Below are 15,429 nucleotides of genomic sequence, written 5' to 3'. Positions count from 1 at the left end.
ACGCATTACGCGTAAGAGTGGGATTATACCCAAAATTCCTTTAAAAAATTTAAATTTGACGTGGCGCGCGTCAAAACGCAAAACAAAATTTACAATACAATCTTGAAAGTAGCTTAAATTTTATATTTAATTAATATTTTTAGTCCTATAATTTCACTTAGATTTATTATCTCAAATCAAGGAGTAACGATGAAGATAAAGTTTCTCGCCTCTGCGGCGGTAATAAGCGCGATGTTTTGCGCAAATGCGCTAGCTTGCACGACTATTTTGGTTGGAGAGGGAGCCTCAGACGACGGCTCGATGTTGATAGCCAGGAGTGCCGATAGCAAGGCGATAAAGGCGCAGGTGTTTTTGATACATCCGAAAAAAACCAATCAAAAAGGCATCCACAGCTCAAAGGCGCATGACGGAGCGAATGATTTTACATATCCGCTGCCAAAAGAGGGTATGAGATACACGACTATAGCAAACTCCCACACCAGACTTCACGGCGCGGTCGGCTACAATGACGCGGGTGTCGGCATCAGCGGTACCGAGACCATATATGCTAAAGACGAACTGCTAAAAATCGATCCGTATAACGAAGCGACCGGCATCACGGAGGACGATATCCCAGACGTCTTACTGCCTCGTATGAAAAGCGCGGAGCAGGGCGTGAAGCTGCTCGGCGAGATCGTAGAAACTACGGGTGCGGGAGAGGGTTTTGGCGTAGTGTTCGTGGATAAAAACGAGCTTTGGTACTTTGAAACGGGCACGGGTCATCACTGGATGGCGGTTAAGCTACCAAAAGACGAGTATTTCGTCTCCGCAAATCAAGGCAGACTGCAAAATTACAAAGAAAACGACCCAAATTTCATGGGGTCAAAGAATTTGATCAAATTTGCCCAAGATAACGGCGCTTACGACCCGGCAAAAGACGGCGAATTTCAGTTTACCAAGGCCTACACCAGAGACGACGAGAGGGATATGACCTACAACTATCCGCGCGTTTGCTGGGTGCAGCAGATGTTTAATCCCGAGCTAAAAGACAAGCAGACCCTCGACGGCGGCAACTATCCGGTATTTTTAAAACCAGCTAAAAAGCTAAGCGTACAGGATCTAAAAACCGCGCTCAGGTCCCACTACGACGGCACCGCCTACGATAACTACTCTAGCAAAGACGAAAATCAAAAAAACATCTACCGCGCCGTGAGCGTCTTTAGAACCTACGAGTCGCACGTGATGCAGGTGCGCCCGTGGCTACCGCAAGAAATCGGCCGAGTGACCTACGTGGCTCTGGGTATGTCTGATCTTGGCGTTTATTTGCCGTATTACTACGGGCTGGATAAATTTATCGACGGCTACGACAAGGGCTCGTATAAGGCCGACGACGAGTCGATTTATTGGACGTATAGAAAGCTACAAACCCTCGTGATGATGGACTACGATAAGTATTCGCCGGTCGTAAAAAAGGCCTACAAGGAGTTTGAGGACGCGCTGGCGGTCAAACAGGCTAAATTTGAAGACGAGTACGTCAAACTCTATAAAAAAGACAAAGCTAAAGCAAACAAGCTGCTAAACGAATTTTCGATAAATATGATGAAGGAAGCCAAGGCTTTAACGCAAAATTTGACTAATGAAATCTTTACGATGCTAACTGATGACACCGACGCCAAGCTAAAATCGCTAAACAAAGGCAAAAAAGACTAGGCAAATTTAAGGGGCGGGCTGCGGCCTGCCTCAAATTTAGCCCGAATTTGATAAAAACTTCTTGATTTATTTTTTAAAAATCTTTATAATACGGCTCAAATTTGACCCCAAAAGGATGAGCTTAATGCCTTGCCCCATGCCTGAGACTCTTTAATCTTAGCAAAAAAACCGCAAACGACTTTAAAAAAACAGCCAAATTTTTAAATAATTTCACGTTTTTAAACATTAATATAAATTTATTTCTATCGCCGCGAAGGGCGCATTGTAATTGCATTTTTAAAAACAAAACGAAGCAGCGTCTGAAATTTGGGCGAAATTTATTTAGTAGGGTTTTTTATAAATTTTATTTTAGCCTGCGAAAAAGCGGTTGCCACCCGCCTTTTACTTACGCTCTCTTGGACGATTTTGACGGAGGCTTAAATTTGCTCCCGGCGGCAGGCTACGTGCCTAGCCTTGGTCGCAAATTCGGGCGCCAACCGCCAAACTCGCCTCAAGATAACGCAATTAAAATTTAAATCTAAAAATCACAAAATTTAAAAAAGGAAAAGAGAATGATAAAAAGTTATGTTACGGGTTTCCCACGAATCGGAGAAAAAAGAGAGCTAAAACGCGCGCTTGAGGGTCTTTGGGCCGGCAAAGAGGGCTTTAGCGAGGAAAATTTACTAAGCGTCGCTAAAACGCTAAAAAATAGACACTGGCAATACCAAAAAGACGCCGAGATCTCGGCTATCAGCGTAAATGATTTTTCGTTTTACGATTTGATGCTTGATAACATCGTCGCATTTGGCGCGGTACCGCCTAGGTTTGCGAATTTGAGCGGACGAGAGCAGTATTTTGCCTGCGCGCGCGGCAACAAAACGGGCGTAGCGATGGAGATGACGAAGTGGTTTAACACAAACTACCACTACATCGTGCCTGAGCTTAGCGCCCAGACGTCGTTTAAGCTAGACGCGTCAAAAATCCTTGCCGAATACGAAGAAGCAAAGGCCGCCGGCGTAAAAGGCAAGGTAAATTTGATCGGCCCTATCACGTTTTTGGCGCTTTCAAAGACCACCGACGGCAGCTGCCCGTTTAAAAACCTAAACGCTCTAGTCGCCGAATACAAAAAGCTTCTTGAGCTACTTTCGACGCTTGACGATGAGATTTTGGTGCAGTTTGACGAGCCGATTTTCGCGACCGATAAAAACGAAGAAATCCTGCTTAGCGTCATCGCCAAAGCGTATAATGAGCTAGCCGCAGCCGCAAGCAACGTAAAAATCGTGTTTATGACCTATTTTGAGCACGCGCTAAAGGCGGTCGCCGAGGTAGCGAAAACTGAAATTTACGGCATCGGACTTGATTTCGTTCACGGAAAAAGAAATTTTGAAGCGCTTGAAGCTATCAAAAATAGCCACTTAACGCTATTTGCAGGCGTCATCGACGGACGAAATATCTGGAAAAGCAACATCGACGAAAAGGTAAATTTAGTCCGCGAGATCAGAGAAAAAATCGGCGGCAAAGAGTTCTACGTCGGACCTAGCTGCTCGCTACTTCACGTGCCTTATACCCTAAAATACGAAGAAAAACTAAACTCCGAGGTTAAAAGCTGGCTAAGCTTCGCCGTAGAAAAACTAGACGAGATCAAAATCATAACCAAGCTAGCTAACGGCGCGGCGCTAAACGCAGCGGAGAGTAAAATTTACGAAGAGAACAAAGCTGCGGTTAAAACGCGCGCGACGTCAAATTTGATCCACTCTTCAAGCGTACAAAACCGCGTGAAAAATCTAGTCAAATTTGAGCGCGAAGATAAATTTGAAGATCGTATCAAGATCCAGCGCGAGAGCCTAAATTACGGCATCCTACCGACTACGACGATAGGTAGCTTCCCGCAAACCGTCGAGCTAAGAGTACTTCGCCAAAACTTCAAAAAAGGCGAGATCGACGCGGCTGTATATGAAGCCGGCATCAAAAAATACATCGACGACTGCGTCAAATTTCAAGAAGATATCGGCCTAGACGTGCTGGTCCACGGCGAACCTGAGCGTAACGACATGGTCGAGTATTTCGGCGAGCAGATCGAGGGGTATGCATTTAGCGAGAACGGCTGGGTGCAAAGCTACGGTAGCCGCTGCGTGAAACCGCCTCTACTTTTTGGCGACGTGAGCCGCCCAAAAGCGATGACCGTCGAGTGGATGAAATACGCCCAAAGCCGCACTAATCGCATAATGAAGGGCATGCTAACTGGGCCTGTAACCATGCTAAACTGGAGCTTCGTGCGCGACGACCTGCCTCGCAGCGAGGTGGCTAAGCAGCTTGCGCTTTGCATATTTGACGAGATCGCAGACCTGCAAAATGCCGGCATCCGCATCATCCAAGTGGACGAAGCTGCGTTTAAAGAGGGCTATCCGCTACGCGCCGAAAACATCCCTGCGTACGAGAAATTCGCGGTCGATTGCTTTAAGCTCTCCGTTAGCTCGGCCGAGCCTAAAACGCAGATCCACACGCATATGTGCTACTCCGAGTTTAACGACATTATTAAGACGATCGAGGCGATGGACGCCGACGTTATCAGCATCGAGACCGCTCGCAGCGGCAACGAACTGCTAAAGATATTTAAATCCGTCGGCTACAAACAAGAAGTCGGCCCAGGCGTATACGACATCCACAGCCCGCGGGTTCCTAGCACCGACGAGATCGTGCGCCAGATCCGCGCGCTGCTCGAGGTTCTGCCTAAAGAACAGCTCTGGATCAACCCGGACTGCGGCCTAAAAACGCGCAAATGGGAAGAGGTCGAGCCGAGCCTAAAAAATATGGTCGAAGCCGTCAAGATCGTAAGAAATTCATAAATTTAACCGCTTGCGACTCGGCTAAATTTGCCGCTTTTGCCGTTTAAATTTACGGCCGAAGCGGCTTTTGTCCGCTAAATTTTGGGCGATGATTTTTAAAACCCGCTCAAATTTGACGCGGATCAAATTTGTCGGTCGAGGGCGAATAATTTGTCCTGCGCACGCGCCGCCACGGTATAAATTTGACCGCAAACGGCGCGATTTTCTACATTTTAAATTTGGAAATTTCATGCTAAAAGAAAAAATTTTAAACAAAGAAAAGGGGCTCGTACTCTACGGACTAACGCCGCCCAAGGCCGAATTTGACGAGGCTAAGCTGCGCGATATCTCGGATCGCTGGACGGGCAGGATAGAGAGCATAAACGCCGACGGACTAGTACTTTACGAGGTGCAAGACGAGAGCGAGAGAAACGAAAGCGAGCGGACATTTGAGTTTAGCGGCACGCTAAGCCCCGAAATCTATTACCGCGACTACCTAAGCGTCGCGACGCCAAGCGTTTTTTACCGCGTGGCTAGCGGCTACGACGAGGATGCATTTCGCGCGGCGATTGCGGCTCAAAGCTCAAATTTAAACGTACTCGTCGGAGCTACGTCTAGCACGCAAAAAGTGCGGCTAAATTTGGCTCGCGCGTACGAGATCGCTGGCGAATTTGAAAATTTGGCCGTCGGCGGAGTATGTATCGCCGAGCGTCATGCCAAAAAGGGCGACGAACCGCAAAGGATGTGCGAAAAGATCGCGGCGGGAGCGAAGTTTTTCATCTCGCAGGCGATTTTTGACGCACAGATGACGCGTAAATTTTTAGAAGACTGCGCGGCCGCAAAGATAACCGAGCCGATATTTCTCACGTTTTCGACGGCGGGCAACCCAAAAACTCTAGAGTTTATCAAGTGGCTGGGCGTTAGCGTGCCTAGCGCGGTTGAGGCGCGTCTAAACGCTAGCGAGGACTATCTGGCGCAAAGTTGCGAGATCATAAAAGAAATTTGGCGCGAACTAAGGAAATTCGGCGACGAAAACGGGCTAAATTTGAGCGCAAACATCGAAAGCGTGATGGCAAAGCGCGCCGAGATCGAAGCGAGCCTGGAGCTAGCTCGCGAGTTTAGGCTTCTTTAACGCGAGCGCGGCGGTAAATTTGAGCGACAATCGCGCGGAATTTAGGCGTAAAGGTTGCGCTGTAAAGTAAATTTTACCTTCGCGCAGGTTTGTTTAAATTTAGATGCTTTTGCCCAAATCTTAAATTTCTGCAAAGCGCTAAATTTAAAAGAGCGAAATTTAAACGAAAAGGCACGGCAATCTCGAGAAAAAGCGCGGATTGTTTAAATTTGCGGACAAGCGGAACGAAATAAAGCGGCAGACGGCTTAAATTTAAGCAAAAAAGCGGAATCAAAAACGGAGTAAATTTAAGCGCAAGTGCGGAGTTGAAATTTAATCGCACGGTCTGGATTTAATTGCTGCACCGAAATTTAACCGCACTTGACGGCTTTAGTTTGCGAGCCAACAAGCCGTAAAATAAGCGGACAAACGCGTAAAGGAGTTAAAACGGAGACTTTATTTACCTTTATTTTCGTCGGCGCCATAGCCGTGCTTTTTGCGCTTCCTGCGGCTTCCAATCTTTTTGCGGCCTTAGGAGAAAAACCCGCCCGAAATTTAAGCGAGAATGCCCAAAATCCAGCCCAAAGCGAGCTTTCGTCCGAGCTAAAAGAGCTAGAAAACGAGCGCGTAAATTTAGTCGCCGCTATCAAAAAAGCAAATTTCATCGGCATTAGCGTCGGCATTTGCGCGGGCGCGGCGATAGCGTATCTTTTAGACGCGATTTTCGGCACGGCGGTAGGCGCGCTTGCTTATACTTTTACGACGATGCTCATTACCGCATCAAAAAGGCGCGAATTTAGGGCGAATTTTAAGCGTCAGATCATAGAAAATATCGTGAAAAAGCACGGTCTTGGCTACGATAAAGACCGCGGGCTGGGGCTTGATGACTTTTTTACGATTTATGATTGCAGGGTCGATGAGTGGAGCAGCGAGGATCTTGTTGAGGGCGATATAGATGGCGTTAGCGTCAAATTTAGCGACTTTTACGCGGCCAAAAAGCTGAAAAAGAAAAACGGCACCGAAACGATTGTGCAGTTTCAAGGCGTGCTTTTTAAGGCGGATTTTAATAAAAAGCTAAGCGCCGTAACGCAAATCGCGCACGTAAATTCGCGAAATTTAGCCATCTACGGGCAGAAAGCAAATATGGACGACGCGAGATTTGAGGAGATATTTGACGTCTATACGACCGATCAGATAGGCGCTAGATACGCGCTTAGCCCGGCGCTGATGGAAAAATTTACCCTGCTTTGCCTCAGGCTAGATGCGCCTGTAAATGCTGTTTTTAAAGATAATGAAATCTTTATCGCCGTAGAGACCTGGCGCGACGACTTTGAGCCGCAGCTTGGCAAATCGCTAACGGACGAAGCGACGCTAATCGCCTATGAAAGCGAGATAGAAAGCTTTACGCAGATAGTAAAAGAGTTAAATTTAAACCGCAAAATTTGGTAGCGCGGCAAGTGGCGCGCAAATGAAAACGAAAGGGAAAAATGTTTGAACTAAATAACGAACAAAAGGGCATATTTCGGGCTTGATGCCGTGCAGGAGAGCTGGGAGCGGGTAGAGTGCCGGGGATAGATTTAGACCCGCTAGCGTGCTGTATTTTGAGGGCGATGTCATCAAAGAGCACGTGGTTTCCATGGACGAGCGTTATGCGGAATACAGCTACGACGAAGCGACTAAGGGGCGCGAGATACTGCTACCTAAAACCGCAAAAGTCAAGGAGACGAAACTAACTCCGGCAAATTTTTAGAAGCGTACGCCTCTTGGAGTCTATCTGTACGCTGATAAATACAGCCTGCGAATCGCTAGCTTTGCTTCGCAGACTACGTTTTACGACAGCGTATGGGAGAGCGGATACGGACGGGAGATGGATTTTAGAAGCGAGATAGAGCGCTTTATCGCGGAGTCCGGATTGAGGAGTTTAAGCAAGTAGGCCGTAAAAAATATCAAATTTAAAAGCGGGGATTTTTTCTGCTTTAAGCTTGACCGCAACCGCTACGGCTTTGGCAGGGTGATTTTAGATGGGCATAAACTGCGAAAAAGCAGCCTTTTGCCGGAAAGTCGCTCGATGTTAGAGTTTATGAGGAAACCCGTTTTTATCGAGCTTTTTTGCGTATGCGTCGCAGGGCAAAGCAAGCGTAAGGGAGCTAATGTCGCGCCCTAAGCTGCCTATGGACGTGATGTTTGACAACTCGTTTTTTTACTGCGAATTTGAAATTTTCACGCATGAAAAGGTTGATGTCAGGCAGCTTGATTTTCCGATGAGTTTTCACATTAGCCCGGCGCGAACGTATTTGCAGTGTGGATTTATAGAGACCTGCTTAGATGCGCAAAGGCTAGGCTTTAATACGGTTTTGGAGTTGTAAAGCTTATGCGGCGAAGTTAAATCGGACTAAATTTAGCCGCTGAAATTGTAAACTTTAGCACTATATGAGCTAAAATCGCACTCGTTTACAAAGCCGCGGTGCGAGAATTTACGCTAAAATTTTAAAATTTCGTCGTAGCATAGATGAAACTCGCAGCCGCGAGCGGAGATTTTTCTATCTGCATGAAAGTGTCCGAAGTACCATTTCTCGGGCTTCGCAAGCTCAAAAATCCGCTCTAACATATCCGTAGTCGGATCGTAAATCGCTCCGCCGCCCAAAAACAGATCGCTAAGCGCGGACATCAAAAAAGTAGGCGCCGTGTGGCTCAGCACCGCGTCTATCTTGCCGCCCGCGCTCTTAAAGCGAGCTAGATTGCTAAGCGCGAAATTTAGTTCGCTCTGGCTTGGGATTTCGGCGTCCCAGTAGCTTACGTTTAGCCTGCGCCAAGCTCTGTCGATGCTAAACGCTCCGCCGAAAGCTAGAAAATTTCGCCCGTCTATCTCGTAAATTTCGCCGCGCCTAAGCCAAAATAAATTCTCCCCTCCGACGCCTACTTTGCCGCCCAATTTTTCCTCGGTCGGCAGGCCGTAGAGTAGGTCGAAATTTTCGTGGTTGCCGTCGATAAAAAGCAGCGTATACGGCAGTCTGCCCAGCCGCTCTCTAACGAGCCGCTCGTTTGGCGTATCGCTAAAAAATAGACCGAAATCCCCAAGCACGATCACGTAGTCCTCGCGCGTAAAATTTCGGCTCAAAAAGGCCTTGTTCGTGATTTTGTGAAGCTCCGCGCTTCCGTGCGTATCGCCGCAAAGGTATATCATTTTTTCTCTTTTTGATTTAAATTTTAGTGCGATTTTAGCTAAATTCGGGCGAAATTTAGCTTTGCGGTAGATGAAGTAAAAAAATCGCCGTCTTGCTTGCTGCAAATCATGCGTAATCGTTTGCATCTTTGCTATGCGGTATTTGCAAGCGCGCTAAATTTAGCAAATTCGAGCCTATCAAAGCAGGCCTATGAAAGATGCTGCGAAAAGAGCAAAGGGCTCTCAGAAAAGACTGCTGCAAAAAAGTGGGCAAGTAATCGCGGCGTCTAAAGCCGCGGTTTTACATGCGGCCGCTTGTAGAGCTAAATTTGACTCATCAAGCGGCTTTCATATCTAATTTATTACTTTAGTAACTCTGGCTCAAATTTATCAAATTTTGCTTCTTTGGCGCTATTTTTGTACGCCAACTTATAAATTTTACATTTGAGGGGCTTTAAATTTACCGACCTTTTGGGCTTTTACTCGGTTAAATTTTGCTCGGCGACCTGAAGGACTTTTTCTAGCTTTTTATTATTTTTACCGTCTTTTTCTAGATACAGTCGCTGTTGCTCTTTGAGGGCTTTAAAAATTTGCGCTCGCTCTTCGCCGCTCGTTATTTCAAGCAGCGCTTGCGCCCAGTTTGCAGGAAAACCAAAGCCGTATTCGCCTATACCGGCAAGAGTTTTTCTCATTTGGTTAGTATAGATTTTGAGGTTGTGAGCTGGATATGTCGGGACGATTTTTAGCGTTTCTCGCTCCGCTACTTCATAAGAAATAAACCCTTTTGATAGCTCTATTATTATTTTTAAAATTTCTTTGATCTGATCGTTTGTGTAGCGATTTGACTTGCTTGAATTTTCTTTTTGCATGATTATAAAATGCCTTAAAATTTAAAAACTGGGATCTAAAAGTAGATATTTATCGTCAAATTTTGCCGAATTTTAAGGTTTAAAATTTGAGCGATTTCTCGCCCAAATTTATCAAATTTTACCTCTTCGGGGTTACCAACATATTGACGTAGCGGCCTTCCAGCAGCGGCTCTTTATCGCGATCGGAGACGTCTTTTACCATCTCCCAGACTTTTTGTAGCATCGCGACGCCGGCTTCGGGATTGCTCATCTCGCGGCCTTTTAGAAATACGCGAAATTTGACGTGTTTGCCCTCATCTAAAAACTCAAGAGCGTGCTTGACTTTATAGTTGATGTCGTTTTGAGCGATTTTGACGGAGAGCTTGATCTCTTTTACTTCGATCGTTTTTTGCTTTTTCTTGGCCTCTTTTTGCTTTTTTTCCTGCTGGTAGCGGAATTTGCCGTAGTCCATTATCTTGCAAACGGGAGGTTTAGCGTCAGGCGCGATTAGCACCAGATCAAGCCCCATTTTCTCGGCGATTTTCAAGGCCTCTACTCTTGGGATGACGCCGTATGCGGTGCCGTCGTCCCCCACGCATCTTACTTCGCTCGCTCTGATATCTTCGTTGAGCAACACTTCGTTTTCTTTAGCCAATTAGTTTTTTCCTTTAAGTTGAAATTTGTTGATTATATCCAAAAATATTGTGTTTTTATTGTATTTTTCGTAGAAATTTATTGCGCTGTGACAATTTTTGCGGATTTTGGTAAAAGCCAGGCTTAGCATAAAGCCGCGCCTAGCTTAAATTTAGCGGATTTTAGCCCGTATTTCAAAAACTTACCTCGGCGAGTTTTGATTTTAGCAGCCCTACGAATTCATCCAGCTTCATATCTTTTTGTTCTCTAGTCGTGCGGTCGCGCAGGGCGATAGAGTTATTCGCCGCTTCGTTGTCGCCAAGTACGGCTATCATCGGCACGCGCTGTTTTTCTGCGGTGCGGATGCGTTTGTTTAGACTCTCGTTTTTGCTCGCGATTTCGCTATCTACGCCGATTTTGCGAAGCTCTTTGGCAACGGTTTTGGCGTAGTCTAGATGCGCGTCGCCAATCGGCACGATGACTACTTGCGTCGGAGCGACGAAAAACGGTAGCTCGCCGCCCGTGTGCTCGATCAAAATACCGATAAATCGCTCGAAGCTTCCCAGTAGCGCGCGGTGCAGCATTACGGGGCGCTGGCGTTCGTTATTTGCGTCGATGTAGCCCAGATCAAAGCGCTCAGGCAGGTTAAAATCGACCTGGATCGTGCCGCATTGCCACTTGCGTTTTAGCGCGTCGGTGATTTTGATGTCGATTTTTGGGCCGTAGAATGCGCCGCCGCCCTCGTCGATGCCGTATTTAAAGCCGTTTTCGTCAAGCGCTTCTTTTAGCGCTTTGGTCGCCGTTTCCCAAATTTCGTCCCCGCCGATCGCTTTTGCGGGCTTGGTTGAAATCTCCATCTCGTAATGAAAGCCGAAATTTTCCATTATTTTGCCGGCAAATTTTAAAATTTCTAGGATATTTTCTTTGATCTGGCTTGGCATACAAAAGATGTGCGAGTCATCCTGGGCAAATTCGCGCACCCTAAAAAGCCCGTGTAAAACGCCGCTTTTTTCGTGGCGATGCACGACGCCGTATTCGAAAAATTTAAGCGGCAAATCGCGGTACGAGCGGATGTCGCTTTGATAGACCTTGATGTGGCCGACACAGTTCATCGGCTTTATGCCGTATTCTGCCTCGTCGATCGTCGTAAAGTACATATTTTCTTTGTAGTTTGCGTAGTGGCCGCTCTTTTTCCACACGTCGGCTTTTAGTAGCTCAGGGCCTCTAACCGGCTCGTAGCCTCGGTCGCGGTGGGCTTTATATAAAATTTGCTCTAACTTCGAGCGCAAACGTCCGCCGTTTGGTAGCCAGATCGGTAGGCCGCCGCCGACCTCTTCGTCGAAGGTAAACAGCTTCATCTCGACGCCAAGCTTTCTGTGGTCGCGTTTTTTGGCCTCTTCGATGATGCGGATGTGCTCTTTTAGGCTCTCTTTATCGGCAAATGCCGTACCGTAAATGCGGTTTATCATCTCGCGCGTTTCATCGCCGCCAAGATACGCACCGGCTACGCGGGTTAGTTTAAAAAATCTTAAAAATTTGGTATTTGGCAAGTGCGGTCCGCGGCACAAATCCTCGAAATTTCCTTGCTTGTAGCTGCTGACTTCGCCCTCGGGGATACGTTTTAGCACCTCTTGTTTTAGCTCGTCGTCTTTAAATTTATCGCTCATCGCGGTTTTGGTCGAGCAGGTTTTGACTATGTCAAGCTTTGCTTCGGCTAGCTCTTTCATCTTGGCTTCTATCGCCTCTAAATCCTCGTCGCTAAGCTTGCTGTTGGCATCATCAACCTTAAAATCATAATAAAATCCGTCCTCGACGTTTGGTCCGACGAAAAATTTAGCCTGAGGATAAAGCTCTTTGATCGCCTGCGCCATGAGGTGCGCACAGGAGTGCCTGATGACGTTTAGCGCGTCGGGGGAGTTGTCAAAATAAATCGGTTCTGCGGCGTTTTCTCGCCTGTTGATACTCTGAGTATCGACTATGTTTCCATCCAGTTTGTATGCGATGATATCGCTCATTTTACGTCCTTTTATCGAAACATCTTTCTTACGCTGAAAGAATTGGGCTTGATTTTAGCCAAATTGTTTTTAAGCTTTACTTAATGTTTTATTTGATTTGGGTTTAAACGGCGGTCAAATTTGAGTTTTGAATATAGTAGAATATATTGATTAAAATTTAAGTATTGTTAAATCGGTAATATTCTCAATATAGTTTATTATACTTTAAGAAAACTAACGCTAATATTTCATCGAATGAATCATGCATCTATCTCGTCTTTGCATTGTTTTGATTCATTTTTCTCCCAAATTGCGCAAAGGAGTGGTTGCCTTTGCGCTTTAATCATTAAATTTTACTTCAAAATAAAACATAATATACTTTTGCTTTAGTAGGCAAATTTGACGAAAATTTAGCGTTTGGGTTTACGGTACGAAAGATAAAGCAAATTTGAAAATTTGAATCAAAAAGAAGCGAAATGGTGGCCCCGAATGGACTCGAACCATCGACCACTACCATGTCAAGGTAGTGCTCTACCAACTGAGCTACGGGACCGAAAAATGGAAATTTACCCAAAATAATATTGAAATTAGCTTAAATTTTGCGATTTTTCGTAAAAAGCAAAATTTGAGCGCGATCGCATTTTTCAAATTTGATCACGCTCTGTAATCTGAAAATAAAATTACATAAAAGATTACACCTTAATAGAAAAATCTTGATAAATCTTAAAAATAAAATCTCATAAAACCGTCTATCCGCAGTCAAATTTACATTAAATCCCCTAAATTTAGGGATAACTTTGACAGAGTAAATTTTTAATAAAACTCACAGCAAACTCACGATAATATAATTATAATGCCATCATGATATTTCATCCAAAGGAGAATGTATGCAAGAGCAAATGTCAAGACGCGATTTGTTAAAGCTAGGTATGGCGGGTGCGGGCGCGCTCGCGCTGGGTGCGGTAAATGCGCAAGCAAGCGCGTTAAACGCAAAAGACGTCAAATTTGACGAAGAGTGGGACGTGATCATCATCGGCTCAGGCTTTGCGGGACTTGCGGCGGGCTTAAAAGCGGCGCAAAAAGGCAGCAAGGTACTAATCCTGGAAAAAATGGGTCGCATCGGCGGTAACTCCGTAATCAACGGCGGCGGCATGGCGGTCGCAAACAACCCGGTGCAAGCAAAAACTAACATCAAAGATAGCAAAGAGCTGTTTATCGCCGACTGTCTAAAAGCCGGTCTTGGTATCAATCACACCGAGCTTTTGGAGACATTAGTCGATCGCGGTATGGACGCGTATAACTTCCTTCTTGAAAACGGCGTTCAGTTTAAAGAGCACTGCGCGCACTTCGGCGGTCATACCGTAGCTCGCTCGCTGCTAACTACAAACGATAGCGGCTCAGGCTACATCCAGCCGATGCTTGAAAAATTTGAAGCGCTAAAAGACAAAGGCTGCGAGCTTCGCCGCCGCGCCAAATTTGACGACTTCGTGCTAGACGACGACGGCCGCGTCGTGGGCGTGACGATCAGAGAAGAGTATAGATTCGACGATAAGCTTTACAGCGACGACCTAGAAAATACGAGCGGCACGAAAAAAACGCTAAAGGCAAACAAGGGCGTAGTTTTGGCTGCGGGCGGATTTTGCCGCGATAAGGCGTTTAGAAAGCTTCAAGACCCGAGGATTCCGGATGACGTCGATAGCACGAACCACCCGGGAGCGACTGCTGGCGCGCTACTAAAAGCATTTGAGATCGGTGCGTATCCGGTGCAAGTAGACTGGATCCAGTTTGGTCCGTGGGCGAGCCCGGATGAAAAGGGCTTTGGCACCGCTCCGATTTTGACGCAGCAAGGCACGTTTAAATACGGCATCGCGGTCGATATACGCACCGGCAAGCGCTTTATGAACGAGCTAGCCGACCGCAAAACCCGCGCGGACGCCGAGTTTAAAATTTTACGCGAAAAACCGGGCGCATATCCGATAACCTTCGCCGACACCAAAATGGCGTTTAAAGACCTAAGCGAAGAGATCATCCAAAAAGGCATGGGTAGCGGCAAGCTAGTCGGCGAGTGCGCTACGCTAGACGATATCGCTAAAAAATACGGCGTGCCTGCGGACGCACTTAAAGAAAGCGTCAAAAAATACAACGAAGGCGTCAAGGCTAAAAAAGATGAATTCGGCAAACAAGAAAGCGCGCTAAGCGAGATCAACGAAGCTGGACCGTTCTACGTCATCCGCCTATCGCCGAAGCCTCACCACACCATGGGCGGACTAAAAATAAATACCAAAGCCGAGGTCATCTCAAGTAAGACGAATAAACCGATCCCGGGCCTCTACGCTGCAGGCGAGATCACAGGCGGTACGCACGGCGCGAGCAGGCTAGGCACGGTTGCGATAACCGATTGTATAGTTTTCGGAATGATAGCCGGAGAGAATATCTAAATTTGGTAAAACGAAGTTCTCGCGAGTTTATACTTCGTTGGTTCTAAATTTTATCGCTAGATGAACGAAATGTTCTATCTGCGCTCTAAAATTTAGATCCGCCTCGCCTAAAGCTCGCGATAATTCGTTTTAATTTCGTATCGCAGGTCAAATTTGGCTTGCGATATTTGATTAAATTTGACGGCAAATTTATAAAATTCACTTCCCAAACTGCGACGCTTTGCGTCAGCAAAGCCATGTCGCCACCTTAAAAGCGTCGTAGGGGGAGGGGGATTAAAGGGGGTGGGGAGCGACTTCGCCATTCAAGCCCCCACCCCCTTTACAACAAAGTAAAAAATAACCGTTTGAGGTTATTTTTTACTTAAAGAGTTAAATTTAAAAACCAAATTTGCCCCTCAAATTTAAAGGTAAAAGAGTATATCTCTTTAACTCCTCACAGAAAGGAATTCGCATGAAACATAAAGCGTTTCTCGCCTTGTGCGCATCTATGCTGCTATGCTCTTTTGCATTTAGCGCAGGTGCCCCAAGCGCAAAGATAACGTCTTTAGTAGATCTTAACGTCACCGACGAGCTGCGAGCCAAACACCCTTTAAAACCTCACCATGAAAAGCTAAGCTTCACCTGTCTTGATTGTCACGAAGGACAAGGAAACGACGCTAGTAAATTTAAATCCATAGGCGATAAAGGCTGTATATCCTGTCACGGCGACAAGAAAAAGATAGCTAAAAGACTAGAATATATGGATCTGC

The 15,429-nt window shown here is 46.1% G+C and carries 14 protein-coding genes and 1 tRNA gene; 10 read left to right on the top strand and 5 right to left on the bottom strand.

All coding sequences use genetic code 11. From position 1 onward, the window contains the following. Positions 1-189 precede the first annotated feature (189 nt). The 7 genes from RWM02_RS08620 to RWM02_RS08595 all read left to right on the top strand — a co-directional run bounded on the left by RWM02_RS08620 (position 190) and on the right by RWM02_RS08595 (position 7,970). Positions 190-1,689, top strand: a complete 1,500-nt coding sequence (locus RWM02_RS08620; protein WP_314071230.1) for a C69 family dipeptidase — start codon at positions 190-192, stop codon at positions 1,687-1,689. 551 nt (positions 1,690-2,240) lie between these two features. After that, the gene (gene metE, locus RWM02_RS08615) at positions 2,241-4,514 is read left to right on the top strand and encodes a 5-methyltetrahydropteroyltriglutamate--homocysteine S-methyltransferase (protein WP_314071228.1); all 2,274 of its coding nucleotides are present in this window, start codon (positions 2,241-2,243) and stop codon (positions 4,512-4,514) included. A 229-nt stretch (positions 4,515-4,743) separates the two neighbouring features. Continuing rightward, positions 4,744-5,625 (top strand): methylenetetrahydrofolate reductase, encoded by an 882-nt coding sequence (locus tag RWM02_RS08610; RefSeq protein WP_314071225.1) that lies wholly within the window; start codon positions 4,744-4,746, stop codon positions 5,623-5,625. Between the two features lie 468 nt (positions 5,626-6,093). Then, positions 6,094-7,053, top strand: a complete 960-nt coding sequence (locus tag RWM02_RS08605; RefSeq protein WP_314071224.1) for a DUF3137 domain-containing protein — start codon at positions 6,094-6,096, stop codon at positions 7,051-7,053. A gap of 142 nt (positions 7,054-7,195) precedes the next feature. After that, entirely contained in the window at positions 7,196-7,354 is a 159-nt protein-coding gene (locus RWM02_RS08600) for a hypothetical protein (protein WP_314071221.1), read from the top strand. A gap of 195 nt (positions 7,355-7,549) precedes the next feature. Continuing rightward, positions 7,550-7,768, top strand: coding sequence for an Imm26 family immunity protein (locus RWM02_RS10625; protein WP_390887756.1), 219 nt, complete (start codon positions 7,550-7,552; stop codon positions 7,766-7,768). Next, positions 7,755-7,970, top strand: a complete 216-nt coding sequence (locus RWM02_RS08595; protein WP_314071219.1) for a hypothetical protein — start codon at positions 7,755-7,757, stop codon at positions 7,968-7,970. Before RWM02_RS10625 ends, RWM02_RS08595 begins: the two co-directional genes overlap by 14 nt. A 113-nt stretch (positions 7,971-8,083) precedes the next feature. Here the strand turns inward: RWM02_RS08595 and RWM02_RS08590 are convergent, their stop codons facing one another. Next, entirely contained in the window at positions 8,084-8,788 is a 705-nt protein-coding gene (locus RWM02_RS08590) for a metallophosphoesterase family protein (protein ID WP_314071216.1), read from the bottom strand. 190 nt (positions 8,789-8,978) lie between these two features. Between RWM02_RS08590 and RWM02_RS08585 the strand changes: the two genes are divergently transcribed. Next, positions 8,979-9,125 carry a hypothetical protein gene (locus tag RWM02_RS08585; protein WP_314071213.1) on the top strand — a complete coding sequence of 49 codons (147 nt, stop codon included), beginning with the start codon at positions 8,979-8,981 and terminating at the stop codon, positions 9,123-9,125. Between the two features lie 121 nt (positions 9,126-9,246). Here RWM02_RS08585 and RWM02_RS08580 read toward each other — a convergent pair whose 3' ends face one another. From RWM02_RS08580 to RWM02_RS08565, 4 genes are all read right to left on the bottom strand, one after another. Then, on the bottom strand, positions 9,247-9,636 hold the full coding sequence (locus RWM02_RS08580; RefSeq protein WP_314071210.1) for a hypothetical protein: 390 nt from the start codon (positions 9,634-9,636) through the stop codon (positions 9,247-9,249). Between the two features lie 118 nt (positions 9,637-9,754). Further along, a complete protein-coding gene (gene infC / locus RWM02_RS08575; RefSeq protein WP_314071207.1) occupies positions 9,755-10,270 on the bottom strand; it encodes a translation initiation factor IF-3 in 516 nt (171 codons plus the stop codon). A gap of 172 nt (positions 10,271-10,442) precedes the next feature. Continuing rightward, positions 10,443-12,263, bottom strand: a complete 1,821-nt coding sequence (gene thrS, locus RWM02_RS08570; protein ID WP_314071204.1) for a threonine--tRNA ligase — start codon at positions 12,261-12,263, stop codon at positions 10,443-10,445. Between the two features lie 456 nt (positions 12,264-12,719). Beyond that, positions 12,720-12,795, bottom strand: a tRNA-Val gene (locus tag RWM02_RS08565). A 334-nt stretch (positions 12,796-13,129) separates the two neighbouring features. Here RWM02_RS08565 and RWM02_RS08560 point away from each other — a divergent pair. Beyond that, a complete protein-coding gene (locus tag RWM02_RS08560) occupies positions 13,130-14,680 on the top strand; it encodes a flavocytochrome c (RefSeq protein ID WP_314071201.1) in 1,551 nt (516 codons plus the stop codon). Positions 14,681-15,131: 451 nt separating this feature from the next. Next, on the top strand, positions 15,132-15,429 hold a 298-nt coding region (locus RWM02_RS08555), incomplete at its 3' end, for a cytochrome c3 family protein (RefSeq protein ID WP_314071198.1).

This window comes from Campylobacter showae (assembly GCF_963515975.1).
Taxonomy (GTDB): domain Bacteria; phylum Campylobacterota; class Campylobacteria; order Campylobacterales; family Campylobacteraceae; genus Campylobacter_A; species Campylobacter_A showae_F.
The sequence above is the reverse complement of the archived record's forward strand: the minus strand, read 5'-3'. Positions and strand labels throughout refer to the sequence as shown.

What these genes read in the sequence shown, in the direction of transcription:
- RWM02_RS08620 (WP_314071230.1), top strand. Translation starts at nt 190, where the DNA reads ATGAAGATAAAGTTTCTCGCCTCTGCGGCGGTAATAAGCGCGATGTTT.
- metE (WP_314071228.1), top strand. Translation starts at nt 2,241, where the DNA reads ATGATAAAAAGTTATGTTACGGGTTTCCCACGAATCGGAGAAAAAAGA.
- RWM02_RS08610 (WP_314071225.1), top strand. Translation starts at nt 4,744, where the DNA reads ATGCTAAAAGAAAAAATTTTAAACAAAGAAAAGGGGCTCGTACTCTAC.
- RWM02_RS08595 (WP_314071219.1), top strand. Translation starts at nt 7,755, where the DNA reads ATGTCGCGCCCTAAGCTGCCTATGGACGTGATGTTTGACAACTCGTTT.
- RWM02_RS08590 (WP_314071216.1), bottom strand. Translation starts at nt 8,788, where the DNA reads ATGATATACCTTTGCGGCGATACGCACGGAAGCGCGGAGCTTCACAAA.
- RWM02_RS08585 (WP_314071213.1), top strand. Translation starts at nt 8,979, where the DNA reads ATGAAAGATGCTGCGAAAAGAGCAAAGGGCTCTCAGAAAAGACTGCTG.
- RWM02_RS08580 (WP_314071210.1), bottom strand. Translation starts at nt 9,636, where the DNA reads ATGCAAAAAGAAAATTCAAGCAAGTCAAATCGCTACACAAACGATCAG.
- thrS (WP_314071204.1), bottom strand. Translation starts at nt 12,263, where the DNA reads ATGAGCGATATCATCGCATACAAACTGGATGGAAACATAGTCGATACT.
- RWM02_RS08560 (WP_314071201.1), top strand. Translation starts at nt 13,130, where the DNA reads ATGCAAGAGCAAATGTCAAGACGCGATTTGTTAAAGCTAGGTATGGCG.